This is a genomic window from Streptomyces sp. NBC_01013 (assembly GCF_045162765.1).
GTDB lineage: Bacteria > Actinomycetota > Actinomycetes > Streptomycetales > Streptomycetaceae > Streptomyces.
The window spans coordinates 7,434,370-7,457,762 of record NZ_CP108687.1 but is presented as its reverse complement, the minus strand read 5'-3'; the positions used below and the strand labels follow the sequence as shown (position 1 = coordinate 7,457,762).

General features: G+C 70.3%; 18 protein-coding genes. 6 read left to right on the top strand and 12 right to left on the bottom strand.

Going from position 1 to position 23,393, the window contains the following annotated elements:
- Window positions 1-26: 26 nt before the first annotated feature.
- Window positions 27-1,301 (bottom strand): enterochelin esterase, encoded by a 1,275-nt coding sequence (fes, locus tag OG538_RS32540; protein ID WP_406099080.1) that lies wholly within the window; start codon window positions 1,299-1,301, stop codon window positions 27-29.
- Between the two features lie 243 nt (window positions 1,302-1,544).
- On the opposite strand from fes, the gene OG538_RS32535 reads away from it, so the two are divergent.
- Together OG538_RS32535 and OG538_RS32530 are read left to right on the top strand one after the other, a co-directional pair.
- Window positions 1,545-3,353, top strand: a complete 1,809-nt coding sequence (locus tag OG538_RS32535) for a hypothetical protein (protein ID WP_406099078.1) — start codon at window positions 1,545-1,547, stop codon at window positions 3,351-3,353.
- 136 nt (window positions 3,354-3,489) lie between these two features.
- Window positions 3,490-4,551: a YncE family protein gene (locus tag OG538_RS32530; RefSeq protein WP_406099077.1), complete on the top strand. Its 1,062-nt coding sequence runs from the start codon at window positions 3,490-3,492 to the stop codon at window positions 4,549-4,551.
- Window positions 4,552-4,665: 114 nt separating this feature from the next.
- On the opposite strand, the gene OG538_RS32525 is transcribed toward OG538_RS32530, so the two are convergent.
- From OG538_RS32525 to OG538_RS32485, 9 genes are all read right to left on the bottom strand, one after another.
- The gene (locus tag OG538_RS32525) at window positions 4,666-7,464 is read right to left on the bottom strand and encodes a DUF5682 family protein (protein WP_406099076.1); all 2,799 of its coding nucleotides are present in this window, start codon (window positions 7,462-7,464) and stop codon (window positions 4,666-4,668) included.
- Complete coding sequence (locus OG538_RS32520; RefSeq protein ID WP_406099075.1) at window positions 7,461-8,573, bottom strand: AAA family ATPase; 1,113 nt, start codon at window positions 8,571-8,573, stop codon at window positions 7,461-7,463. Before OG538_RS32520 ends, OG538_RS32525 begins: the two co-directional genes overlap by 4 nt.
- Before the next feature lie 12 nt (window positions 8,574-8,585).
- Window positions 8,586-10,028: a VWA domain-containing protein gene (locus tag OG538_RS32515; protein WP_406099074.1), complete on the bottom strand. Its 1,443-nt coding sequence runs from the start codon at window positions 10,026-10,028 to the stop codon at window positions 8,586-8,588.
- Window positions 10,025-11,410 (bottom strand): hypothetical protein, encoded by a 1,386-nt coding sequence (locus OG538_RS32510; RefSeq protein ID WP_406099072.1) that lies wholly within the window; start codon window positions 11,408-11,410, stop codon window positions 10,025-10,027. Before OG538_RS32510 ends, OG538_RS32515 begins: the two co-directional genes overlap by 4 nt.
- Window positions 11,410-11,880: a hypothetical protein gene (locus OG538_RS32505; RefSeq protein ID WP_406099071.1), complete on the bottom strand. Its 471-nt coding sequence runs from the start codon at window positions 11,878-11,880 to the stop codon at window positions 11,410-11,412. The genes OG538_RS32510 and OG538_RS32505 overlap by 1 nt, the downstream gene beginning before the upstream one ends.
- 346 nt (window positions 11,881-12,226) lie before the next feature.
- A complete protein-coding gene (locus tag OG538_RS32500) occupies window positions 12,227-13,009 on the bottom strand; it encodes an SGNH/GDSL hydrolase family protein (RefSeq protein ID WP_406099070.1) in 783 nt (260 codons plus the stop codon).
- Window positions 12,996-13,565: a PadR family transcriptional regulator gene (locus OG538_RS32495; RefSeq protein ID WP_406099069.1), complete on the bottom strand. Its 570-nt coding sequence runs from the start codon at window positions 13,563-13,565 to the stop codon at window positions 12,996-12,998. Before OG538_RS32495 ends, OG538_RS32500 begins: the two co-directional genes overlap by 14 nt.
- A gap of 224 nt (window positions 13,566-13,789) precedes the next feature.
- Entirely contained in the window at window positions 13,790-14,194 is a 405-nt protein-coding gene (locus tag OG538_RS32490) for a VOC family protein (protein WP_406099068.1), read from the bottom strand.
- Between the two features lie 127 nt (window positions 14,195-14,321).
- A complete protein-coding gene (locus tag OG538_RS32485; protein WP_406099067.1) occupies window positions 14,322-15,080 on the bottom strand; it encodes a helix-turn-helix domain-containing protein in 759 nt (252 codons plus the stop codon).
- A 230-nt stretch (window positions 15,081-15,310) separates the two neighbouring features.
- On the opposite strand from OG538_RS32485, the gene OG538_RS32480 reads away from it, so the two are divergent.
- The 4 genes from OG538_RS32480 to OG538_RS32465 all read left to right on the top strand — a co-directional run bounded on the left by OG538_RS32480 (window position 15,311) and on the right by OG538_RS32465 (window position 20,197).
- Entirely contained in the window at window positions 15,311-15,979 is a 669-nt protein-coding gene (locus OG538_RS32480; RefSeq protein ID WP_406099066.1) for a DUF4097 family beta strand repeat-containing protein, read from the top strand.
- A gap of 18 nt (window positions 15,980-15,997) precedes the next feature.
- Window positions 15,998-16,954 carry an ABC transporter ATP-binding protein gene (locus OG538_RS32475; RefSeq protein WP_406099065.1) on the top strand — a complete coding sequence of 319 codons (957 nt, stop codon included), beginning with the start codon at window positions 15,998-16,000 and terminating at the stop codon, window positions 16,952-16,954.
- On the top strand, window positions 16,951-17,736 hold the full coding sequence (locus OG538_RS32470) for an ABC transporter permease (protein WP_406099064.1): 786 nt from the start codon (window positions 16,951-16,953) through the stop codon (window positions 17,734-17,736). Before OG538_RS32475 ends, OG538_RS32470 begins: the two co-directional genes overlap by 4 nt.
- 253 nt (window positions 17,737-17,989) lie before the next feature.
- Window positions 17,990-20,197, top strand: a complete 2,208-nt coding sequence (locus OG538_RS32465) for a HelD family protein (protein ID WP_406099062.1) — start codon at window positions 17,990-17,992, stop codon at window positions 20,195-20,197.
- A 175-nt stretch (window positions 20,198-20,372) separates the two neighbouring features.
- On the opposite strand, the gene OG538_RS32460 is transcribed toward OG538_RS32465, so the two are convergent.
- Together OG538_RS32460 and katG are read right to left on the bottom strand one after the other, a co-directional pair.
- Entirely contained in the window at window positions 20,373-20,912 is a 540-nt protein-coding gene (locus OG538_RS32460) for an FABP family protein (RefSeq protein ID WP_406099061.1), read from the bottom strand.
- Between the two features lie 190 nt (window positions 20,913-21,102).
- Window positions 21,103-23,334 carry a catalase/peroxidase HPI gene (gene katG / locus OG538_RS32455; RefSeq protein ID WP_406099059.1) on the bottom strand — a complete coding sequence of 744 codons (2,232 nt, stop codon included), beginning with the start codon at window positions 23,332-23,334 and terminating at the stop codon, window positions 21,103-21,105.
- Window positions 23,335-23,393 lie beyond the last annotated feature (59 nt).

Below are 23,393 nucleotides of genomic sequence, written 5' to 3'. Positions count from 1 at the left end.
CTCGCTGCCGCCTCCCCCACTACCGGTCAGCGGGTGGGAGCGCCCGGGGACAGCAGTTCCACCAGGCCGTCCGCGAGCTCCGTGCGCCAGCAGAGGTAGTCGTGACCGCCGTTGAACTCCCGGTAAGAGGTGTCCTCGTAACCGGCGGACGCGAGCGTGTCGCGCAACCGGCGTGCGGCGGGCAGGGCCACCCACTCCTGCTCGCCGAAGGAGAGCCAGAACCGGACCGGCAGACGCGGGGCCTCGGCGATCCGCGCGGTGAGCCACTCGGCGTCCGGGCCGTCCGGCCACCAGAACGAGCCGGACTGCGCAAGGACGTTGCCGAAGCGGCCTGGCGCCGCGAGGGCGGCATAGGCGGCGGTGAGACCGCCCAGGCTCTGTCCCGCGACGACGGTGCGCGCGGGGTCCTCCGTGACCGGCAGACGCGCGGCGGTCCAGGGCAGCAGTTCCTCGTGGAGGAACGCGACGAAGTCCGGGCTGCAGGCCAGGTCCGACCAGCGGGTGGCCACGTCGACGGACTCCGGCAGCAGGGCCGCCAGCGGGGGGATGCGCCCGTCGGCGATGAGGTTGTCCAGGAGATGCGCGAGCCCGAGGTGCGGCTGCCAGTGCTCCCCGTCCAGGAGGACGAGCACCGGCAGGTCCGTCGCGCCGTGCGCACCGGCGGGCCGGTACGTCCACACACGCCGGTGCCCGCCGAGGCGTTCGGAAGGAACCTCACGGACGGACACCTCGCCCCGGACGAGGCCCGGTCGTGGCAGCCAGTCCCGGGCGCTCGGGGCAGCCGGAAGTTCGGCGTAGGAAACCGGGTCGCCGCCCCAGCGACGGGGCAGTGAGCGGTGGTTCAGCGGATCGTGGCGGCGTCGGGTGCGCAGGAGGCGCCAGTAGTCGGCCGCCTCAGGACCGGGGCCGTCACCCTCGTCCACGTAGAAGTCGTATGTGCCCCGCCAGTCGTGCCGCAGCCTGAGCGTCCAGTGCCAGACATCGGTACCGGGGACGTGCTCCATCAGGTTGCCCTCGGGGGCCCGAGGATCACCGAGCTTGTTGGGCAACACCTGGACGGCGCGGGTGCCCGTGGCTCCACGCCAGAGGAACGTCACGGCTACGTGATCGCTGCTGCCCAGCGGATCCGGCCCGACGAGCGGCGTCCCGGCCTGGGCCACCCCTGCCCAGAACCTCTCGGCGTCGGCGTCGTCCGGGCCCGGCAGGGAACAGACGGGTTTTGCGAGCCGGGTCAGCGGGTCCGGCCGTGCTGTCCTGGGCGGTCGCTGCGGGGCGTCCTGGGGCGGCACGGACGTGATCATGAAAGGTGGCTCCGACGGGCGAGGCGGTCAACTTAGGGTCACCTTACCCATCGAACCCCGCACACCCCGCCACGGGTGCGCGGCGGCACACCTTCACCCGGGCCCCTCAAGCTCCCCCATTTACTTAGGTTAGGCTCACCTAAATTCTTCTCTCCATGCGGGCCCCCAGCCGCCGTCGACCCGCAAGCCCCCCCATCAATCCCTTCGCACCACCGATCTCGGCCTGCCAGGAGCAACCCACACATGAACCCCGACAGACTCTCCCGCACCTCCGTCTCCCGCGTCAGAATCAGCCGCATGGCCGCGCTGGCCGCCGGCGCGACGCTCGGCCTCGGCACCCTGGCCGCACCACTGGCCACTGCGAGCAGCGGCGGAGCGCACAACGGGAGTCCGCTCGCCGTCGTTGCCGACGCGGCCTCACCCACGGTCGCCCTGAACACGGCCACCGTGCAGGCCGGCGGCGAAGTGCCGTTCTCGGCCTCCGGCTTCCCGGTGGGATCCACGCTCAGCGTCAAGTTCGACGACACGACGTTGCTGAGGCAGTTTCCCGTCGGCGACGACGGCAGCGTCACGGGCACCGTGACCGTACCGGCCGACGCGACAGTGGGGGGCGAGCACTGGCTGCGGTTCCTGGCACCGCAGACGAGCGTCAGAAGCGAGAACCTGACCGTGACGGGCCGCGCACCCTCACCGACGCCCACGCCGTCACCGACCTCCACACCGTCACCGACGCCCACGCCGACCTCGACCCCCACGACGAAACCCACCCCGACGGCGACCACTCCGGCCGCACGACCCGCGGTCCGGCTGAGCAGTTCCAGGGCCACGGCCGGAGGCAGGGTTTCGTTCACCCTTTCAGGGTTCACCCAGGGCCAGAACGTCACGGTCAAGCTCGACGACAGCGAGATCATCGGGCAGTGGACGGCTGCCGTGAACGCCGCCGGCACCTTCTCCGGCACCGTCACCCTGCCCAAGTCGACTGCTGCCGGGGCGCATTGGCTGCGCTTCCTCGCCCCGAACCCGTCCACCAGCCTGCGCGCCGATGTCTCGGTGACGGCCGACGGCACAGGTGACACAGACGGCACAGGTGGCTCCGGCGGCGGACACGGCGGGGGCGGGGCCGGGACACCCGGGGGCTCCGGCGGGGGGTCCGGCACGGCCGGCGGCTCCGGCACCACCACCGGCACGTCCGCCTCGATCACCGCGGGCTCCCGGGTCGCCGCGGGCGGCAAGGTCTCCTTCCGGGTGACCGGCTTCCCGGCGGGCCAGCAGCTCACCGTCAAGCTCGACGACTCCGAGATCATCGGACAGTGGCCGGCCGGTATCGGCGCCGACGGGACCCTCTCCGGCACCGTGACGCTCCCGGCGTCCGCGACGAAGGGCGCGCACTGGCTCCGTTTCCTCGCGCCGAATCCGTCGACGAGCCTCAGGGCGGACTTCACCGTCACCACGGGGGCCTCCGATGACGCCAAGGCGGCGGGAGCGTCCGACGACGCGCCCGCCCCGGCGCCGACGGCCTCCGGCGCACCGGCTGCCGCGTCCGACTCCCGGGGCGCCAAGGCCGTGATCACCGCCAGTCAGGTACAGGCGGGCGGCCAGCTGCACTTCGTGGTGACCAAGTTCCCGGCCGGCCGGACGGTCACCATCAAGCTCGACGACGACGCGATCCTGGGCCAGTGGAAGGCGGACACCAAAGGCTCGTACGAAGGTGAGGTGACCGTCCCCTCCGGCACCCCGGCAGGAGCCCACTGGCTGCGCTTCCTCGCACCGGATCCCGCCACGACGCTCAAGGTCGACTTCCAGGTGACCGCAGCGGGCAGCGACCCGGCCTCAGCCGCTGCCGCACCCGACACCGTCGCACCCGCACCCGCACCCGCACCCGCACCCACCACCGCCTCCCTCGCCACCACGACCACGTCCGCGGAGAGTTCCGTCTCCTACGCGACCATCGCCTGGTCGGCCGCGGCGGCCGCGGGGGGCGGGGCGGCCGGTGCCGCAGGCACCACCCTGATCGTGGTCCGCCGGCGGAGGCCGGCCGCCGACCAGGGCTGATGCTGCCCGAACGCCCCTCACAGCCAGTCGAGTTGTTAGCCAGATCACACACCTGGAAATTTACTACTTAGGTAAGCCTAAGCTAAGTTCAGAAATGCAGATCCCCATGAACCACCTTCAGGGAGTTGACCTCAGCATGACCTCACCCACCCGCAGCCCGCGTCGCACCGGCACCTGTGCGGCCCTCGCCGTCGCGCTCGCCGCAGGCAGCGCCGCGGCACTGACGGGCACCGCCTCGGCGCAGGCCCGGCCGACGGCTTCTGCCGTCACCACCGCGCCGGTCACCAACGGCCTCTACCAGTCCTCCTACTCGGAGCGGAACCACGTCCTGTGGACCACCTCCGCGGTGGGCCGGCCCCCGGTGACGAACTCCGCCCTGACGAAGGTGGACCCGTGGACGCTCAAGGTGGAGGCGACCTACGCACCGCCGGTCACCGATGCGGCCACCGGTGCGGTCGAGGCGGTCTACGGGGTGGCGGTCGACGACGAGCACAACACCGTCTGGACCACCAACACCCGCAACAACTCGGTCGCCGTCTACAGCCAGCGCACCGGCAAGCACCTCGCCACCCTCCCGAACGTGAACCACGCCCGCGAGATCGTCGTTGACGAGCGCCACGACACGGTATGGGCGAGCGCGTTCGGTGACGGCACGCTCGTCGCCTTCGACAGCCACACGCTCAAGGAGAAGAAGCGGGTCACGATCACGGGTTCGGGTCCCACCGGCCTGGCCGTCGACGAGCGCTCCGGCACCGTGTACGCCGCCGACCTCACCAACGACCAGATCATCCAGGTCGCCACGCGCTCCGCCGGCCCGCGGCTCATCCCCACGGGCGACGGCCCCATCTCGGTCGCCCTGTCCAAGGACGGCCGCACCGCCTACACCGCCAACCAGACCGGCGGCGACGTCTCGGTCGTGGACCTCCGCAAGGGCATCGTCACCAAGTCCGTTGCCACCGGCCAGGGTCCGCTGTCCGTCGCCACGGACGACCGCTCGGGCAACGTCCTGGTGGTCAACCGCACGGACGCCACCGTTTCCGTCGTCAGCCCGCGCAGGAGCGCTGTCGTGGAGACGGTGGCCACCGGCGCCAACCCCAACCACATCGAGGTCGCCGGCGGCATCGCGTACGTCGTCGACAAGTCCGGTGCGGGCACCGAGGGCAAGGATCAGCTGCACCGCATCCGCCTTGCCCGCTGACACCTCGACTCCCTCCGAAGGGGTCCGGCCCACCGTGTGAACAGGGTGGGCCGGACCCCTTCGGTGCGGTCCGGGCCGGACCTCTTCGGGCCGGTCGGAGCCGCGCCCCGGCCCTCAGCCGGCCAGCAGCGCCTCCAGGGCCAGTGCGCTGTCCGGGTACCTCCCGGCAAGGGCCACGCCCGCCCCGCCCGACTCGTCGCTTTCCCACGTTCCGTCGCAGCCCAGCAGAGCCGCCACCGCGTCGCAGGTCCCGGGATAGGCAGCCGGCAGCGCGCAGCCGCGGCCGGCCGGCCGGAGCACGGCCCCCGGCACCTCCTGCCGCACCCGCCACGGCGGTATCCACGTGTCGAGCGCCGTGAGGCGGCCGGGGAAGGTGCGTCCCGCCTCACGGATGAGCAGCGGGGCCAGGTCCGCGCCACCCGCCCGCAGGGTGGTGACCAAGGTCGGCAGCCAGGGCAGGAGCACCGGGTCGGGCAGTCGGCCGAACGCCTGCGACACCGCCTCCACGACGAGGTCCGTGAGTCCCGGGACGGGTTCCAGGGCATGGACCAGACCGCTGAGGTAGCGCGGGTAGGCGGGCACCACCAAGGGATTTCCCAGCAGTTCATCGCACCGCGACCGCAGCTCCCCACGGGACAGGTGGCCGAGCTGGACCTGCGCCGCCCACAGCAGCGCCGTCCGCGACGGGTCCTTCGGATGCGACTGGGCCACGGCCAGCTGGAGCTGGGCGCGGTCGCAGCCCAGCGACAGGGCCAGGCCCTCCATGCTGAACAGGAAACCGAGCATCGCCGCCACCTGGCGGACGGTGGCGTCGTCGTCGGTGAACGACATGGGCAGCAGGGTGCAGTAGTGCGCGTACCCGGTCTTGACGAAGGACTCGATCCACGGCGGCAGGACCGGCTCGTTGGTGCGGTAGTACGCCAGGAGCCTCCGTACCCGGCGCAGCACCTCCGGCGCCCCGTCGACGCTGCGTTCGGCCGCCAGCACCTCAAGCGCCCGGGTGCCGAGCTCGTCGGCCAGGCGGTTGCTGCGCAGGTACAGTGTCGCGTCCTCGACCGCGTCCAGAACGCCTGCCGCGGTGGCCTGGGGGGCGTACGCCGCGCGGCGCAGCCGCTGCTCCAGGACCTGCTCGATGCTGACGCCTTCGTAACCGAGTTCGATGAGCGCCCGCTGGTGGGTACCGAGAGCCAGGTCCCACGACTCCTGAATCGACCGCTCCCCCAGGCTCCGCTCTCCCATGATCGGCCGAGCGGCGCCCGGCGGCATCAGCCGGCGCAGCATCCACAGGACGTCGGAGCACCGCTCCAGCTCCGGCCGGGAGGCGATGTCCAGGAGCGCCCGCTGCACTCCGCGCTGTTCGAGTGTCAGACGCAGGTCCGCGAGCCGGTCGTGCACGTCACGGGCCAGCGGCGGCAGGGCGTCGTAGCCGACCTGTCCGACCCGGTCACCGCCCATCATGATCTCGACCAGTCGGCGCACGTCGCGCCGGCCGGGCACCATGTCCTTCTCGATGCAGGTGACAGCCGCGTCCTGGAAGTCGTACGGCGTGGGCCTGGCCCGGTCGCGCATGCCGGCCAGCAGGATCGATGTCTCGAACACGGCGATGGCGTCGGCAGTGGAGGCGAGATACCCGTTACGCCGCGCGGCACGCACGATATCCACGCACCAGCCGAGCAGTTCGGCCTCGTCGAGGCGGTCCAGGACGGGTGGCTGCCCGAGAAACCCGGACAGCTTGTCGGAGGGTTCCGCCGCTGGTGCGGGAACCGGCGCGATCACGGCCTTTCTTGCCTTCGGCTTCTTCCCGCCCGCCTGGCCGGCCAGCCGGAACGGCTCCACGCGGGTGCGCCGGATGTTCTTCGCCCAGAGAGTCGCGGCGATCGACACCGAGCCTGCCGCGAGACCGAACTGCGCCTCGATCGCCGCGTGGCTGGACGGGATCAGCCCGTGCTGCCACTTCGTGGCGGTGCGCGGGGTGATCTCGAAGGTGTCGCTGCCGCCGACACCGAACTCCGCTACACGGCTGGCCGCGTGGAACGCGCCGCAGACGTACAGACCGTCGCCGGGGTCGGTCCCGGTCGCGCTCATGTGCTCGCGCATCCGCTTCCACATGTGACGTTCGCGGTCCTCGTCCACGCGTACCCGGTGCGGGTCTCCCGGCGCGAGGTGCCGGAAGAGGCTGCCGATCAGGAGCATGACCTGGCGGTAGGTGTCGTGGTCGCCCTCCCCGAGCGGCAGTTCCACGTACTGGTGCCACCACTCCGACCAGTGCCGCACCTTGCCGTGCCGCAGCAGGTGCTCCTCCAGTTCGGCGAAGCGGGGCCGCAGGTCGCCGATCCCCACGCCGACCGCGTCCCCGTGCAGGGCGGCCTCCTCCTCGGCCGGCGGTGCGTCGGAACCGGCTGGTGCCAGGTCGTCGGCGGGATCTGCGGTTCGTGCGTCCCACTGGTAGACGTGGTCCGACGACCGGTCGACGAGGACCAGTTCGACGCCCGGAGTGTCGAGTGCGTAGGCGATCGCCTGGTACTCGGCCGAGGCCTCGGTGATCGGGGCGACCACCGACAGCGGGGCCCAGTCGGCCGGAAAGGCGTCGGTCTCGGTCGCGAACGCCTGGACCGCCACGGGCAGCTTGCAGTTGCGCAGCTCGGGCAGCAGCGGCGCCATGTCCTCGCACAGCTCCAGGTAGACCACCTTCGGCTGCTTCTCCCGCAGCCGGCGCGCCATCGCGATCGCCGAGGCGGGCGAGTGATGGCAGACGGGAAAGATCTCCAGGGGCTCACGCACGGCGCGGTCCACGTCGTCGACGATGCCGAGGAGGATCGACTCCAGGGCGTCGGGTCCGTCTGCGAACGCCGCGGCGGCTTCCTGCAACTGCGTGCGCAGCTCCCCGAAGCTCCGCTCGTGCGAGCCGGTCATGACAGGGTGGCGATCGTCTCGCGGCCGCCCTCCAGGAACTCGGGCCAGGATCCGCCCTCTTGCTTGCTGCGGGGTTCGACGACACCGTGCAGGTACTTGTTGAGGATGGCCAGGTCCTCGGGGTCACGCCGGGCCAGCGAACCGACGAGCGAGGACGCCAGGGTCCGGGCGGTCAGATCGCGTTCGCCGAAGAAGTTGCCGTGCAGGATCGCGTCCTCCAGCACGCCGATCTGTTCGGCGGTGGACAGGGCGGACTCCAGCTTCTCGTCGTCGCTGCCGGCCGCGGCCGCGGAGGCGCGCAGGTCGGCGAAGCTCTGCAGCAGCACGTCGAGGAGTGTCGGAGGCACATCCAGCTCGATGCTGTGCCGGCGCAGCAGTTCCTCGGTGCGGAAGCGGACGATCTCCGCCTCGCTCTTCTTGTTCGTCACCACCGGGATGCGCACGAAGTTGAACCGGCGCTTGAGCGCGGAGGACAGGTCGTTGACGCCCCGGTCACGGCTGTTGGCCGTGGCGATGATGGAGAAACCGGGCTTGGCGAAGACGATGTTGTCGCTGTCCAGCTCGGGCACGGAGATGTACTTCTCGGACAGGATCGAGATCAGCGCGTCCTGGACGTCGCTGGTGGAGCGGGTCAGCTCCTCGAAGCGGCCGATCGCGCCGGCCTCCATCGCCGTCATGATGGGTGAGGGGATCATGGACTCCCGTGACTGTCCCTTGGCGATGACCATGGAGACGTTCCAGGAGTACTTGATGTGGTCCTCGGTGGTGCCGGCCGTGCCCTGCACGACCAGCGTGGAGTCGCGGCAGATCGCGGCGGACAGCAGCTCGGCCAGCCAGCTCTTTCCGGTACCCGGGTCACCGATGAGCAGCAGGCCGCGGTCGGAGGCCAGGGTGACGATGGAGCGCTCGACGAAACTGCGGTCGCCGTACCACTTCTGTGTGATCTCGCGGTCGAGGCCGTCGGAACGCTCGGAGCCCAGGATGAACAGACGGACCATCTTCGGGGAGAGGCGCCAGGAGAAGGGCTTGGGGTTGTCGTCGACGGACTCGAGCCACGCCAGTTCCTCGGCGTACTTGATCTCGGCGGGGGCGCGCAACAGGTCGGACATGAGAGGCCCTTTCTAGGCGAGGAACGTCTTGAGCTCGTGGACGAGCTTGCTGATGTGGCCGGAGAGCACCGGCGTGCCGAGGGCCTTGAAGCGTTCGCGGAACCAGGGGTTGACTTCCTGACGGCCGGAGCTGGTGACCGACCCGACAGGGATGAACTTCACTCCGGAGCGGTGGACGGCCTCGATGCCCTCGAAGAGTGGCTGGGAGCGGCTGAACTCGTAGAAGTCCGAGATCCACACCATCACGGTGTCCTGGGGGTCGGTGATCTTCGGTCGGGCCATCGCCATCGCGACGGGACCGTCGTTGCCCCCGCCGAGTTTGGTGCGGAGCAGGGTCTCGAAGGGATCGTGCACCCAGGGGGTGAGGTCGAGCGCCTGTGTGTCGTACGCGATCAGGTGGACGTCCACCTTCGGCAGTCCGGCGAAGACCGACGCCAGGATGGTGCAGTTCACCATCGAGTCGACCATCGAACCCGACTGGTCCACGACGACGATCAGCCGCTGTGGTGTCGTCTTTCGCGCGGTGTGCCGGTAGTAGAGGCGGTCGACGTACAACCGCTCCTCCTCCGGACTCCAGTTGGTGAGGTTCTTCCAGATCGTGCGGTCGAGGTCGAGATTGCGGAACACCCGCTTGGGCGGGACGGAGCGGTCCACGGCGCCCACCGTGGACTTCGCCACCTGGGTGCGCAGCACTTCGGCCACCTCGTCGACGAAGCGCCGGATCAGGGTCTTGGCGTTGGCCAGCGCGATGCCCGAGAGGTTGTTCTTGTCCCGCAGCAGTTGCTCGATGAGCGACATGCTGGGGGTGAGCTGTGCCGCGAGGGCGGGGTCCGCCAGCACCTCGCGCAGTTGCATCCGCCGGACGAGGTCGGCTTCGAGGGCGCCGAGCTCCGGCCCGATCGCCGGAATCAGCCGGGCGAGGTCGGGATGTGCGCCGCGCCCCGAAGCCCCTCCCCCGCTTCGGCCGCCGCGCAGTTCGCCCGGCGTGCAACCGAGCGCGCGCTCCAGCCATCCCGCGTCGGACTGCCATCGCGACAGCTGCCCGGCCGTGACCGTGCCGGAGCCGGAGGCGAAGACGTTGAGAAGCACCTTCGACACCAGCGCCGCCCGCCGCACCTCGGCGGCCCGGTCCCGTACGTCTTCGTCATCCTGCCCGGGGGTCATCAGGCCGTCGAACTCGTCGGCCAGCTCCGGGTGGCGCTGCACGACCGAGTCGACGGAGGCCTGTGGGTCCAGCAGTGCGGACGGCAGCCCGAGGTCCTCGACGACGGCGAGGCTCGCCGACTCCAGGGCGGGCTGCTCCTCGGGATCGAAGAGCCGGGCGAGCAGGCGCCAGTACAGCACCTGGCGGCGGTTCTCGTGCGGGTCGGCCTCGGGGGTGCGCGGAGACGTGGCCGGGTCCGGGGCGGAGGACTCCGGCGGACCCGTCATGTGCTCCGTCGTGTGCTCCGTCATTTCCGCAGCAGCCTTCCCGCGCGCTCCCTCAGTACGGCCACGGCATCGGTGGCGGCCTTCTCGGCCTTGAGGCCGGCCTTGTCGGTCGTGCCGCCTGCCCAGCCGCCGGCGTGCAGCGCGACAGCCTTCTTCCGTACCGTCGTCTCGACGGCCAGGGGCTGGAGGCGGTAGCTGCCGGCGTCCCAGCGGAGCAGGGCGATGCATGCGCCGGACGCGGCGACGGCTTCGGGCGTGAGCGGCCCCGCGGGGATGCGCTCGGTGTCGACCTCCAGCGGATGGCCGGCCACGGTGAAGGCCAGTCCGTCGTCGTCCTGTCGTGCGGCGTACCCCTCCAGGAAGACCGGCACGGCGATGCGTGCCGGATGGCGGTCCAGAGGTGCGGTGACCGCGTCGGCGGCCGTGGGCAGGGCGACCCGGGCCGTGACGAACGGGTCGGCGCTCCCACCCGGACGCGCGTGCGCGTCGCTCCAGATCAGGTCGCCCTCACCCGTGACCGGCATGGCGGTCACGTCCATCGAGCGGCCTTCGCCGAGGGCTGCCAGAAGGGACATGTGGGGACGGAGCAGCTGCCAGATGCCGGCTCCGACCACCGTGTCGGGCTTCGGCACCGCTGTGCCGGCCCGGACGAGGCGGGGTGCCGTGCCGTCGGTGGGCTCGAAGACGGCGTGCACCTGGGCCTGTACGGCGGTGGCGTGCTCGTGCAGGTCCACACCGAGGGGCAGGAGCCGGCCGGTGGCCGTGCCGGTCACGGGCGCCTCGGCGGCGCCGGGCAGCGTCAACAGCAGCGCCCGGGACCAGAGGTCGGCCCAGCGGCGCGCCGGAAAGCGTTCCAGGGCCGTGCCCGGGCAGGACGCGGCGAGTTCGGCCGCGAAACCGTCGAGCAGGGTCGCGAGACGGCGCAGGGCAGGGTCCGGGAGCATCGCGGAGACGACGGGTGCCGCCCCCGAGACGACGTCGTGGTCCATTCCCCGCCATCCGGCGCGCGCCAGGTCGGCGAGCCAGGAGCGGGCGGCCGTCAGCAGATTCATCGCGGGCCGGCTCTCGGGTGCCGGTGCTTCGGCCGTGTCGCGCGGCCTGCCGACCGCCTCCTCGACACGGCTCATCAGCGCGTCGTGGACCGAGCCGAGCAGCGCGGTGCGGGCGGCGGCGAGGGCGACGAAGTCGTCCTCGCCTGCGGATCCCTCGGCGGTCCTGCCGGCCGCCTCGCTGACCCTCGCCGCCAGTGGCGTACCCGCGACGGCGTGCGCGAACTCGGCCAGATCCGCGGCCCGGTCGGGCCGGGGACGGAGCAGCCCGTCGACGAGGGCCCGGTCGAAGGAGTCGACGGCCGCCAGGGCCTCGTCGAGTCCCGGGATCGTTTCGAGGAGGAGATCGGTGCGCATCACGCCACCGACCTGGTCGGCGGGAACCAATGCATCTCCGGCAACGGTGCCGCGCTCGGCGCGAGTTCCAGATAGGCGAGGTGGCGCAGGAACCGGCTGAAGACGGGGGCGGCGTCCTTGGCATCCGCCGGCGAGGGGCGGGTACGGCTCATGCCGGTCTCGATGGCCGGCGCGCCCGGCTCCGCACCCGAGGTCTCCACCTTCAGGTAGCGCGCCACGCGCTCGGCGCCGTACTGCAGCACTGCCTCGTTGATGAGGGCCCGGATGTGATTGCAGAACGAACCCCGCGCACCGCCGCAGGGCCGGTTGTTGTTGGTGCTGCAGGCGAACGCGTACGTGCCGGCCGCGACCGACGAGACGTACACCCGTCCGATGTCCGAACCGCTCGACACCACGCCCTGGAGTCGACCACCGGCCAGCTCGACGAACGGGACCTTGGCCAGTTTGCGGGGCCGCGCGGGTGCTGTCACCCGTGCTGTGCTCGACGTCTCCCAGTCCGACAACACACCATCTCCTATGCACCGAGGGGGCGTCCGCGCCACGACGGCGGAACACCACTGAACCTACGTGCGACCACTGACAACGCCGGTCGTTCACGTACGCGGGGCTGGACGCGGGGGCCGCCGCGGTGGCTCCCGGTCCCCCTCGCCCTGGGTGGTGCCTCGCTGCCGCGCACCGAGCAGGGTCTCCCCGCGGTACGGCCGGATTGCGGGCTGCCGGGCCCGGCGCCTCGCAGGGCATGAGCCTGTGGGATGCCGAACCGCTGTCCGGCTCGCTCGTGCCGCATCGCTCACCGCGGCTGTGTGCCCCGGGCCATCAGGAACCGACGCTCAGGGGCAGGAGCTCCGGGCGTTTGGCCGTACGCCCGTCGCCGGAGGACCGGCCACGCAGCCGGCGCCCCAGCCACGGGCCGAGGAAGGCGGCCGCCCAACGGAGTTCGGCACCTGCGGACGCCAGGCCCCTGGGAAGCACGTGCGGCGGAAGGGGGTGGGTCCAGGAGTCGTCGCTTCCGGGCAGGTCGATGGCGTGGGCGACGGCGGCGGCGATCCGTGCGTGGCCGAGGGAGCTGGCATGGAGCCGGTCCACGCTCCACAGGCGTGCGTCCGTGGCCACGGCATGACGGGCGATTTCGGCGACCACGACCCCGTGGCGGGCAGCAGCGGCGCGGATGTGCGTGTTGAGGTCAGTCACCCGGGACCTGAGGGGCCGGGAGAGAGGCGCTATCTTCCCCAGGTCGGGGACCGTCAGGGTCGCCACCTGCGCCCCGGCGGCCGTCAGCGCGGCAAACATCTCCTCCAGCTGCCCGGCCACCGCCGCGACGTCGAACCGGGGCCGCAGCAAGTCGTTGACCCCGGCGACAACCGTCGCCAGGTCGGGGCGCAGGGCCAGCGCCGGCCCCAGCTGTTCCGTGTGGATCTGACCGGCAACACGTCCACGGACGGCCAGATTGGCGTACTGGAGACCAGGGTTGACCGCCGTGAGCTGCTCGGCGAGCCGGTCGGCCCAGCCCCGTAGGCCGACGGTGTCGTCCCCGTCGCCGACCCCTTCCGTCTGGCTGTCGCCCAGCGCGACGTAGCGCAGGTATTCACCGCTCGACACGAGTCGTCGTCCTCTCCCTCAGCACAGCCGCGATCCGCAGGCACCAGTCCCGATGGCCCCGTTCGAAAGCCACGCCGCGCAAACACGTCAGGTACGGCCCGATCCGTTCGCCGTGACGGAGGAACTCCTCTTCCTCGGCGTCCCCGCGCATCTGCCGCAACAACGTGTCGAGCAGCTCGATCTTCGCTTCCGCTGCGGACACGCGCTCTTCGAGCTGTTCGATGACCTGCGCGGTGCCGATGCGGTCGGCGGACTGGACCTTGACGAGCAGGTCGTCGCGGATGAACGACGGTTTGGACGTGGCGGCTGCGAACTTCTCCAGCTCCTCGCGGCCGGCGTCGGTGACCCGGAAGAGACGTTTGTTGGGCCGGGTCTCCTGAACCACCTGCCGGCCCTCGACGAGCCCTTCCTTCTCCAGCCTGGCCAGCTCGGTGTACAGCTGCTGGGGCAGGGCGTGCCAGAAGTTCGCGACGCCGATGTCGAACGCCTTCGCCAATTGGTATCCGCTGAACTCGCCGTCCAGCAGCGCCGCCAGCACGGCATGTCGCAAGGCCATCGCAGCAGCCCCTCCCCTCTCCTGACCGGTCAGCCCGGTGGCACCGGCCGGGATGCATCGTACTCAAGAATATGACTACTCAACTCTTTGAGTACATGCTTCCGCGAGCCCGGCCTCGGTCGCCTACGGGGAGCAGCGCGATGCGGCCGCTGCGACTCCGGTGGAGCCGCAGCGGCCTGCAGCACAGGGCAGGGCCGCGACAGCGCGGCCGGAGGATACGTCGCCTACGGCGCGGAGGGCGTCGCCCCGTCACTTCCGTAGGGGCGCGTGATGATTTCCATGCCGTGGCCCGCGGGATCCATGAAATACAGCCCGCGCCCCCCGTGATGGAGGTTGATCTCACCCGGCTGCTTGAGGTGCGGATCGGCGTAGTACGTGATTCCAGCCGCTTGAATGCGCTGCAACGCCTCGTCGAACTCCGCGTCACCGATGAGGAACGCGTAGTGCTGCGGGGTGATCGATTCGGCCGGAATTGCGGCGAAGTCCAGAGTCACGCCATTACTCAGCAGGACCGGAATGAACGGGCCCCACTCCGCACCTACTTCGAGATCCAGAATGTGGGCCAGGAAATCGGCGGATTCCCGGTTGGACCGGGCGTGGACGATCGTGTGATTCAACTCGACAGACAAAGTGGAATGCCTCCGAAGGCATCTCCCGGACACCTCCATGCCTCACCCAGCCGGTGACCGACACGCGATGTCCGCCTGCGATCATAGGAGCTGCACCACCCACCTGTCGAGCGATATCGGACAGCCCTCAGGTGCGATCCGAATCCTGGTCGGCCGCGTCGCCCGCGCAGGATTCGGGTTTCGTGTAGAGGACCTCACGGGCCTGCTCCGCAGCGCGAGTTATGCCCTCGTTGACGAAGTCGAGGAAGCGGGCGATGTTCTCGAGGCGGACGGCGGCCGGGGTGTCGGGACCCAGGACACCGACGCCCTGCCGCGCGGTCTCGACGAGTTGAGCGGTGGACCGGGCGCTGGCCATCATCGACTGGTACCAGACGTCGTCGTCGACGATGTAGCGCTCGCGACGGCGCTCGTCGCGCTCCCGGCGAACCAGGCCCTGACTCTCGAGGAACGTGATCGCCTTCGAGATGGACGCCGGACTGACCTGGAGGCGCTGGACGAGTTCCGTCGCGGTGAGGCTGCCCGAGTCGGTGGTGTAGAGGCAGACGAGCACCCGGGACATCATCTTGTTCGACAGACCCGATTGCATGAGGACGGCGCTGAACACCTCCTCGTACTCGCGCACGGCCTCGGCGTCGCGCCCATAGGGCTGCGGGGGCGCCTGGCCCCCTCCGGGAGACACCTGCCTGCGCTGGTGAGTACGGCGCTCGGTGGCATGGTGAGCCAGGTCGGCGCGATAGGCAGCGGGGCCGCCGTTGCGCATCACCTCACGCGTGATGGTCGAAGTCGGCCGGTCTAGGCGCCTGGCGATCTCCGCATAGGGGAGGCCGTCGGCGAGCCCGAGCGCGATCTGCTGGCGTTCCTGCTGGGTGAGTCTGCCTCCCGGCATTGCGGCTCCCTTCGTGGTCCTACGTGACGCTGACGCCCCGAGCGTAGCGTTCACGGCCATTCCATTGCAACGTACGCGCATAGGTCGTTGCGTTAGGGGTGAGACCATTGCAACGAATTAGCGCCTCTGACCTGCATTAACAAGATTGGGATGCAACAACTTCATTGTGCGATCCATGAACGCAACGTAGCGTTTCTCTCATCGGAAACAACGAAGCCAAGGAGCGCACCATGCAGAAGTACGACACTCCCGCCCCGGTCTCCGCCATCCTGGACATCCCCGCAGGACGCGTCCGGTTCATCGCCGCCGACAGGGCCGACACCACCGTCGAGATCCTGCCGGCGGACGCCTCGAAGGGCCGCGACATCAAGGCGGCGCGGCAGACCACGGTCGCCTACGCCGACGGTGTCCTGCACATCACGTCCGCGCCGGCGAAGAACCGGGCTCTCGGCAACTCCGGATCCGTCGAGGTCACCGTCCAACTGCCCGCCGGCTCCCACATCGAGGCGAAGGCGGCCGCCGCCGAGTTCCGTGGCGTCGGACGGCTCGGCGATGTCGCCTTCGAGGGTGCGCAGGGCTCGGTCAAGCTCGATGAGGCAGCGGGCGTCCGCATCACGCTGCTGGCCGGCGATGTCTCCGTCGTCCGCCTGGGCGGCCCCGCCACCATCGGTGTCCAGAAGGGCGACATCCGTATCGCGGAGGCCCTCCGCGGCGCGGTCGAGCTGCGCACCGAGTACGGCGAGATCGCCGTCGGCGCCGCCCGCGGCGTCTCCGCCTCCCTGGACGCCGGCACCGCCTTCGGCCGGATCCACAACGCGCTCAAGAACGCCGACGGCGCCGCCGTCCTGACCATCCACGCGACCACCGCTCACGGCGACATCGCCGCCCGCAGCCTGTAGACACAAGGAGCTTCCCTCATGACCGACTTGGCCATCTCAGCGAACGGTCTGCGTAAGTCCTACGGCGACAAGGTCGTCCTCGACGGGATCGACCTGCACATCCCCGCGGGCACGGTCTTCGCCCTGCTCGGCCCGAACGGCGCCGGCAAGACCACCGCCGTGAAGATCCTCTCCACCCTCGTCACCGCGGACGCCGGCGAACTCCACGTGAACGGCCACGACCTCACCACCGACCCCCAGGCCGTACGCGCCGCGATCGGCGTCACCGGACAGTTCTCCGCCGTCGACGGCCTGATCACCGGCGAGGAGAACATGCACCTCATGGCCGACCTCCACCACCTGCCCAAACAGGAAGGCCGACGAGTGACCACCGAACTCCTCGAACGCTTCGACCTCACCGACGCCGCGAAGAAACCCGCCTCCACCTACTCCGGCGGCATGAAACGACGCCTCGACATCGCCATGACCCTCGTCGGCAACCCCCGGATCATCTTCCTCGACGAACCCACCACCGGACTCGACCCCCGCTCCCGCCACACCATGTGGGGCATCATCCGCACCCTCGTCACCACCGGCGTCACCGTCTTCCTCACCACCCAGTACCTCGACGAAGCCGACGAACTCGCCGACCACATCGCCGTACTCAACCACGGCAAAATCGCCGCCCACGGCACCGCCGACGAACTCAAACGCCTCATCCCCGGCGGACACATCCGCCTCCGCTTCACCGACCCCACCACCTACCGCGCCGCCACCACCGCACTCACCGACACCACCCACGACGACCAGGCACTCACCCTCCAGATCCCCAGCGACGGCAGCCAACACGCCCTACGCACCCTCCTCGACCGCCTCGACACCGCCCACATCCAAGCCACCGAACTCACCGTCCACACCCCCGACCTCGACGACGTGTTCTTCGCCCTCACCAGCCCCACCCAACTCCCCCACCAGACCAAGGACACAACCCGATGAACACCCTCACCCTCGCCGCCCGCGACTCCCACACCATGCTCCGCCGCAACCTCCTGCACGCCCGCCGCTACCCCTCCCTCACCCTCAACCTCCTCCTCACCCCGATCATGCTCCTGCTCCTCTTCGTCTACATCTTCGGCGACGTCATGAGCGCCGGCATCGGCGGCACCAACCGCTCCGACTACATCGCCTACATCGTCCCCGGCCTCCTACTGATGACCATCGGCAGCACCACCATCGGCACCGCCGTCTCCGTCTCCAACGACATGACCGAAGGCATCATCGCCCGCTTCCGCACCATGGCCATCCACCGCGGCTCCGTCCTCGTCGGACACGTCATCGGCAGCGTCCTGCAATGCATCACCAGCGTCGTCCTCGTCGGCGCCGTCGCCGTCGCCATCGGCTTCCGCTCCACCAACGCCACCACCCTCGAATGGCTCGCCGCCTTCGGACTCCTCGTCCTCTTCGCCACCGCATTCACCTGGATCGCCGTCGGCATGGGCCTCATCAGCCCCAACGCCGAAGCCGCCAGCAACAACGCCCTGCCCATGATCCTGCTCCCCCTGCTCTCCAGCGCCTTCATCCCCGTCGACACCATGCCCGGCTGGTTCCAGCCCATCGCCGAATACCAGCCCTTCACCCCCGCCATCGAAACCCTCCGCGGACTCCTCCTCGGCACCCGGATCGGCCACAACGGATGGCTCACACTCACCTGGTGCCTCGGCCTCACCGTCCTCGGATACCTCTGGGCAACAGCGAAGTTCAACAACGACCCGAAGTGACCATGCAGACCGCCCTGGGGCGGCGTACCCGCCAAGGCGTGACCCCGGCACACGGAGAGCCCGGCCCGCAACCAGCACCGGTTCGCAGGTGGCCTGCGGCACAAGAAATCCCCGGTCCGCAATTGCGGACCGGGGATTTTCCCGAGTATATTGAGTGTTTCTGTGCGCCCACAGAAAAAGGCCCCACATGGGGGCCACTAAGCAACACCATATCTGCCAGGGAGCAATGTTGTCAACTCGGGAAAGCGCCGAATTGCAGACGGAGCAGGAATTCATCGACCGGCTCTACGACCGTGTCGACGCGCTGCGCGGAGTTGCCGTCCAGCACGTCGAGGACGCGCTGACGCCGGTCGGGACCGGGCTGCAGGCCCGCCTCGAACGCGATGTGCTCCTCGCTGAACGCTCGGGTCTGCTGGCCGCGCTGAACTCCGTGGACGGCTCTCTGTGCTTCGGCCGCATCGATCTCTCCGACGGCGCCGCGCACCATATCGGCCGCATCGGAATCCGGGAGGACGACCAGGCGCACACTCCCCTGCTGATCGACTGGCGTGCTCCGGTCGCCCGCCCCTTCTATCTCGCCACCGGTCACACACCGATGGGGCTGCGGCGGCGCAGGCACATCACCAGCGAGGGCCGTGAGGTCACCGAGCTGCATGACGAGATCCTCGACGTCGGGGACCGGCAGCGCACCGGATTCGAGGACCCGAGCGGCGACACCGTACTACTGGCCGCCGTGAACTCCGCGCGCACCGGACGTATGGGTGACATCGTGCGGACCATCCAGGCGGAACAGGACCGCATCATCCGTGCCCCGCACCGCGGTGTGCTGGTGGTCGAGGGCGGTCCCGGCACCGGCAAGACGGCGGTCGCCCTGCACCGGGCGGCTTTCCTCCTGTACGAGCACCGTGAGCTGCTCGCCAAGCGCGCCGTCCTGATCGTGGGCCCCAACCCGGCCTTCCTGAGCTACATCGGTGAGGTGCTGCCCGCCCTCGGCGAGACCGGCGTACTGCTCGCCACGCAGGCCGAGCTGTTCCCCGGGGTCCATGCCGTCGGCACGGACACGCCCCTCGCCGCAACGGTCAAGGGCGGTGAGCCGATGGCGGAGGCGCTCGCCATGGCCGTGCGCGACCGACAGCTGCTGCCCGAGCCCGGGGCGCCGTTGGTCATCGCGCACGACGACGGGGACCTGGTCCTCGACTGGGAGATCGCCTACGAGGCCCGGCAGGCCGCCCGCGAGACCCTGCTGCCCCACAACCTCGCCCGACCGCACTTCGCGTTCCGGATCATCGACGCCCTCACGGCCCAGCTCACGGAGCGCATCGGGGCCGATCCGTACGGCGGGCCCAACTTCCTCGGCCCCGATGACATCGCCCAGCTCGGCAAGGCGGTCGCCGTCAGCGGGTCGGTGCACAGCGCCATCGACGAGCTGTGGCCTCCCCTCACTCCGGAGGGGTTCCTCGCGGACTATCTGGCCGACCCCGTCTACGTGCCGGACGAGGACGCCGACGCGATCCGACGCACGCCCGGCGCGCGGTGGACCCCTGCCGACGTGCCCCTGCTCGACGAGGTGGCAGAGCTTCTCGGGGTCGACGACAGCGGCGAGCGGGCGGCCGCGGAGGCCGAGCGTCAGGAACGGATCGCGTACGCGCAGGGCGTGCTGGAGCTGTCGAGGGGCTCGGAGTCGTTCGAGTTCGAGGACCAGGAGTCCGAGGTCCTCGCGGCCCACGACATCATCGACGCGGAACGGATGGCCGACCGGCAGGAGGAGGCCGACCACCGCAGTGCGGCCGAGCGCGCCGCCGCCGACCGCACCTGGGCGTTCGGGCACATCATCGTCGACGAGGCGCAGGAGCTGTCACCGATGGCGTGGAGGCTGCTGATGCGACGCTCACCGACCCGTTCGATGACCCTGGTCGGCGACCCTGCGCAGACCTCCGAGGAGGCCGGGGTCGGCTCGTGGGAGCAGATCCTGACTCCGTACGTCGGTGACCGGTTCGAGCACGTCCGGCTGAAGGTCAACTACCGTACGCCTGCCGAGATCATGGAGCTGGCGGCCAGGGTGCTGCGCGCCGAGGACCCCTCCTTCGAACCGCCGGCCTCCGTGCGGTCCACCGGCGAGAAGCCGTGGCTGCGCGACGCCGGGGACGACCTGGCGGGTGCGGTGGCCCGGGCGGTCCTGGAACTGACGCCTGAGGAAGGGCGCCTCGCGGTGATCGCACCGCGATCGCTCCACGAGGAGATCAGTGCTCCGCTGGCGGGAGTCACGGCCGGCGCCGAGCCCGACCTCACCCACCCGGTGGTGCTGCTCGACCCGCGGCAGGCGAAGGGCCTCGAGTTCGACCATGTGCTGGTCGTGGAACCGTCGCTGTTCGGGACCAGTGATCTGTACGTGGCCCTCACCCGGGCCACGCAGCGTCTGGGCGTCGTTCACCGGGAGGAGTTGCCCGACGCGCTGCGCTGAGCCCGCCCGGGCAACCGGCGGAGTGCCTCGGACCGGTCCGGCCCTCCGTCGGAAGAGCCGCGTGAACGTGCCGTGCCGGATCGGCGGGCGCGGTCGGCGCCCTCACCCTCGACCGGTGAAGGAGAGTGCGGCGCCGTGCCCCGAGCGCAGGGGCCCGCAATCTCCGTGCGCGCTCTCAAGCGCGGTTCAGTCGCGCCGAGAGGTGGTGCTGGAGCGGCCGGCCGACCGCCGCGAGGTCGTGCACGAAGTCGAGTGTGCCGTCGTCCGTCAGGGTGTAGCGGCGGCGGGTGGCGTCGACCTTCTTGGCCGTGGGAGCGAGGGCGACCTGGTCGGTGGCGAGGTCGGCCACGCCGTCGGCGGCGTGGCCGGTCAGGATCTCCGCCACACCGGTGGGCTGGGTGACCAGTGCCTCCACCCGCCCGTCCGGCTGCATTCGCCACCAGCCGCTCTCCCGGGCCGAAGGCCGCAGCGGTTCGCCGTCCGCGTCCAGCAGCCAGGCGCGCGCCTCGTAGTGGAGGAAGGGCCTCCCGTCATGACTGAAGGTGACCTCCTGCGCGTACCGGAACTCCTCGGAGAGTGTCGGGTAGCCGCCGCGGCCGTGGCCGGCCCACCGGCCCAGGAATCCGAGCAGCGGCTCCAGCAGCGGGTGCGGCTCGGGGGATTCGTCCGGCCGGAGGGCATCGGGATACGGGTGCTTGCGGAGGGGGTCGGACATGAGGTGCGCTCCTGGGTCGGATCCGGTGCCGAGGGGCAGCCTAAGGTCTGTCCGGCCTTCAGATACCGGGGAGCTTGCGGCCCGCGTCGCCCGGGGAGTGCCCCGCGAACCGGCAAAGCGGCCGTCGTTTCGCGGGCCCGCCGAGTGCCCCGGGCCGGACCCGCAGGGGGGCCGGCCCGGGACGTCACGGTCAGACGAGGTCGAACCGGTCCAGGTTCATGACCTTGTCCCACGCGGCGACGAAGTCCTTGACGAACTTCTCCTTCGCGTCGTCACTCGCGTAGACCTCCGCGACCGCGCGCAGTTCGGAGTTCGAACCGAAGACGAGGTCGGCGCGGCTTCCGGTCCACCTGACCGCTCCCGTAGCGGCGTCGCGGCCCTCGAAGGTGCTCGCGTCGTCGGACGTGGCCTTCCACGTCGTGCCCAGGTCGAGCAGGTTGACGAAGAAGTCGTTGGTCAGGGACCCGGGCGTCTCCGTGAGGACGCCGAGCGAGGACTGCTGGTAGTTGGCGCCCAGGACACGCAGGCCCCCGACGAGGACCGTCATTTCGGGGGCGCTGAGGGTCAGCAGGTTCGCCCGGTCGAGCAGCAGGTACTCGGCGGGCAGCCGGCTGCCCTTGCCGAGGTAGTTGCGGAACCCGTCGGAGGTGGGCTCCAGCTCGACGAACGACTCGACGTCGGTCTGCTCCTGCGACGCGTCGACGCGGCCCGGGGTGAAGGGGACCTCGACGGCGAAGCCGGCGTCCCCGGCGGCCTTCTCGACGGCTGCGGCGCCGGCGAGGACGACGAGGTCGGCGAGCGAGACCTGCTTTCCGCCCGACTGGGCGGAGTTGAAGGCGTCCTGAATCCCCGAAAGAACGCGCAGCACCGTCGCGAGCCGGTCCGGGTCGTTGACCTCCCAGCCGTTCTGCGGTTCGAGGCGGATGCGCGCGCCGTTGGCGCCGCCGCGCTTGTCGCTGCCGCGGAAGGAGGACGCGGATGCCCACGCGGTGGAGACGAGTTCGGACACGGACAGGTCCGAGGCGAGGATCCGCTCCTTGAGGGAGGCGATGTCCCCCGCGTCGACGAGCTCGTGCGTCCGGGCGGGCAGCGGGTCCTGCCACACGAGGGTCTGGTCGGGAACCTCCGGGCCGAGGTAGCGCACGACCGGGCCCATGTCGCGGTGGGTCAGCTTGAACCACGCGCGTGCGAAGGCGTCGGCGAACTGGTCGGGGTTCTGGTGGAAGCGCCGCGAGATCTCCTCGTACGCCGGGTCGATCCGGAGCGAGAGGTCGGTCGTCAGCATCGTCGGCGCGTGGGTCTTCGACGGGTCGTGCGCGTCGGGGACCGTACCCGCACCGGCGCCGTCCTTGGGGCGCCACTGGTGGGCGCCGGCCGGGCTCTTGAACAGTTCCCACTCGTAGCCGAAGAGGATGTCGAAGAAGCTGTTGTCCCACGTGGTCGGGGTGTCCGTCCAGATGCCCTCGAGGCCGCTGGTGATCGTGTCGGCACCCTTGCCGGTGCCGTGCGTGCTGCGCCAGCCGAGGCCCAGCTGCTCCATCGGGGCGGCCTCGGGGTCGGGGCCCACGTTGTCCGCCGGGCCCGCACCATGGGTCTTGCCGAAGGTGTGACCGCCCGCGATCAGGGCGACCGTCTCCTCGTCGTTCATCGCCATGCGGCGGAACGTCTCACGGATGTCGCGGGCAGCGGCGAGCGGGTCCGGAGTGCCGTTGGGGCCCTCGGGGTTGACGTAGATGAGACCCATCTGTACCGCCCCGAGCGGGTTCTCGAGCTCCCGGTCGCCGGTGTAACGCTCGTCGCCCAGCCAGGTGGTCTCGGGACCCCAGTAGACGTCCTCGTCGGGCTCCCACACGTCCGCGCGGCCGCCGCCGAAGCCGAAGGTCTTGAGGCCCATCGTCTCCAGGGCGACGTTGCCGGTGAGGACGATGAGGTCGGCCCACGAAAGGTTCTTTCCGTACTTCTTCTTGACCGGCCAGAGCAGCCGTCGGGCCTTGTCGAGGCTCGCGTTGTCGGGCCAGCTGTTGAGCGGGGCGAAGCGCTGCTGACCGGCTCCGGCGCCGCCGCGCCCGTCGCTGATGCGGTAGGTGCCGGCGCTGTGCCAGGCCATGCGGACCATGAACGGGCCGTAGTTGCCGAAGTCGGCAGGCCACCAGTCCTGCGATGTCGTCAGTACCTCGGCGATGTCCCGCTTCACTGCCGGGAGGTCGAGGCTCTTGAACGCCTCGGCGTAGTCGAACTCCTCACCGAGCGGATTGGCCACGGCAGGGTTCTTGGCGAGGATCCTCAGGTTGAGCCGCTCCGGCCACCACTGGCGGTTCCCACCGCCCTGGGTCGGGTGCGGCGCGCGACCGTGCGCGACGGGGCAGCCACCGGCCTCCTCTGTCTTCGGGTCGGTGACGATCGCGTCGTGGTTCTCAGTCATGGAAATCCTTCCGGACGGGGCGGATCGCGGTGCTGAGGAACTTCGGACGGTGGAAAGGC

Excerpts from the sequence above, each read along its gene's own strand:
- fes (WP_406099080.1), bottom strand. The coding sequence starts at position 1,301 with ATGATCACGTCCGTGCCGCCCCAGGACGCCCCGCAGCGACCGCCCAGG.
- OG538_RS32535 (WP_406099078.1), top strand. The coding sequence starts at position 1,545 with ATGAACCCCGACAGACTCTCCCGCACCTCCGTCTCCCGCGTCAGAATC.
- OG538_RS32530 (WP_406099077.1), top strand. The coding sequence starts at position 3,490 with ATGACCTCACCCACCCGCAGCCCGCGTCGCACCGGCACCTGTGCGGCC.
- OG538_RS32525 (WP_406099076.1), bottom strand. The coding sequence starts at position 7,464 with ATGACCGGCTCGCACGAGCGGAGCTTCGGGGAGCTGCGCACGCAGTTG.
- OG538_RS32520 (WP_406099075.1), bottom strand. The coding sequence starts at position 8,573 with ATGTCCGACCTGTTGCGCGCCCCCGCCGAGATCAAGTACGCCGAGGAA.
- OG538_RS32515 (WP_406099074.1), bottom strand. The coding sequence starts at position 10,028 with ATGACGGAGCACACGACGGAGCACATGACGGGTCCGCCGGAGTCCTCC.
- OG538_RS32510 (WP_406099072.1), bottom strand. The coding sequence starts at position 11,410 with ATGCGCACCGATCTCCTCCTCGAAACGATCCCGGGACTCGACGAGGCC.
- OG538_RS32495 (WP_406099069.1), bottom strand. The coding sequence starts at position 13,565 with ATGGCCTTGCGACATGCCGTGCTGGCGGCGCTGCTGGACGGCGAGTTC.
- OG538_RS32485 (WP_406099067.1), bottom strand. The coding sequence starts at position 15,080 with ATGCCGGGAGGCAGACTCACCCAGCAGGAACGCCAGCAGATCGCGCTC.
- OG538_RS32480 (WP_406099066.1), top strand. The coding sequence starts at position 15,311 with ATGCAGAAGTACGACACTCCCGCCCCGGTCTCCGCCATCCTGGACATC.
- OG538_RS32475 (WP_406099065.1), top strand. The coding sequence starts at position 15,998 with ATGACCGACTTGGCCATCTCAGCGAACGGTCTGCGTAAGTCCTACGGC.
- OG538_RS32470 (WP_406099064.1), top strand. The coding sequence starts at position 16,951 with ATGAACACCCTCACCCTCGCCGCCCGCGACTCCCACACCATGCTCCGC.
- OG538_RS32460 (WP_406099061.1), bottom strand. The coding sequence starts at position 20,912 with ATGTCCGACCCCCTCCGCAAGCACCCGTATCCCGATGCCCTCCGGCCG.
- katG (WP_406099059.1), bottom strand. The coding sequence starts at position 23,334 with ATGACTGAGAACCACGACGCGATCGTCACCGACCCGAAGACAGAGGAG.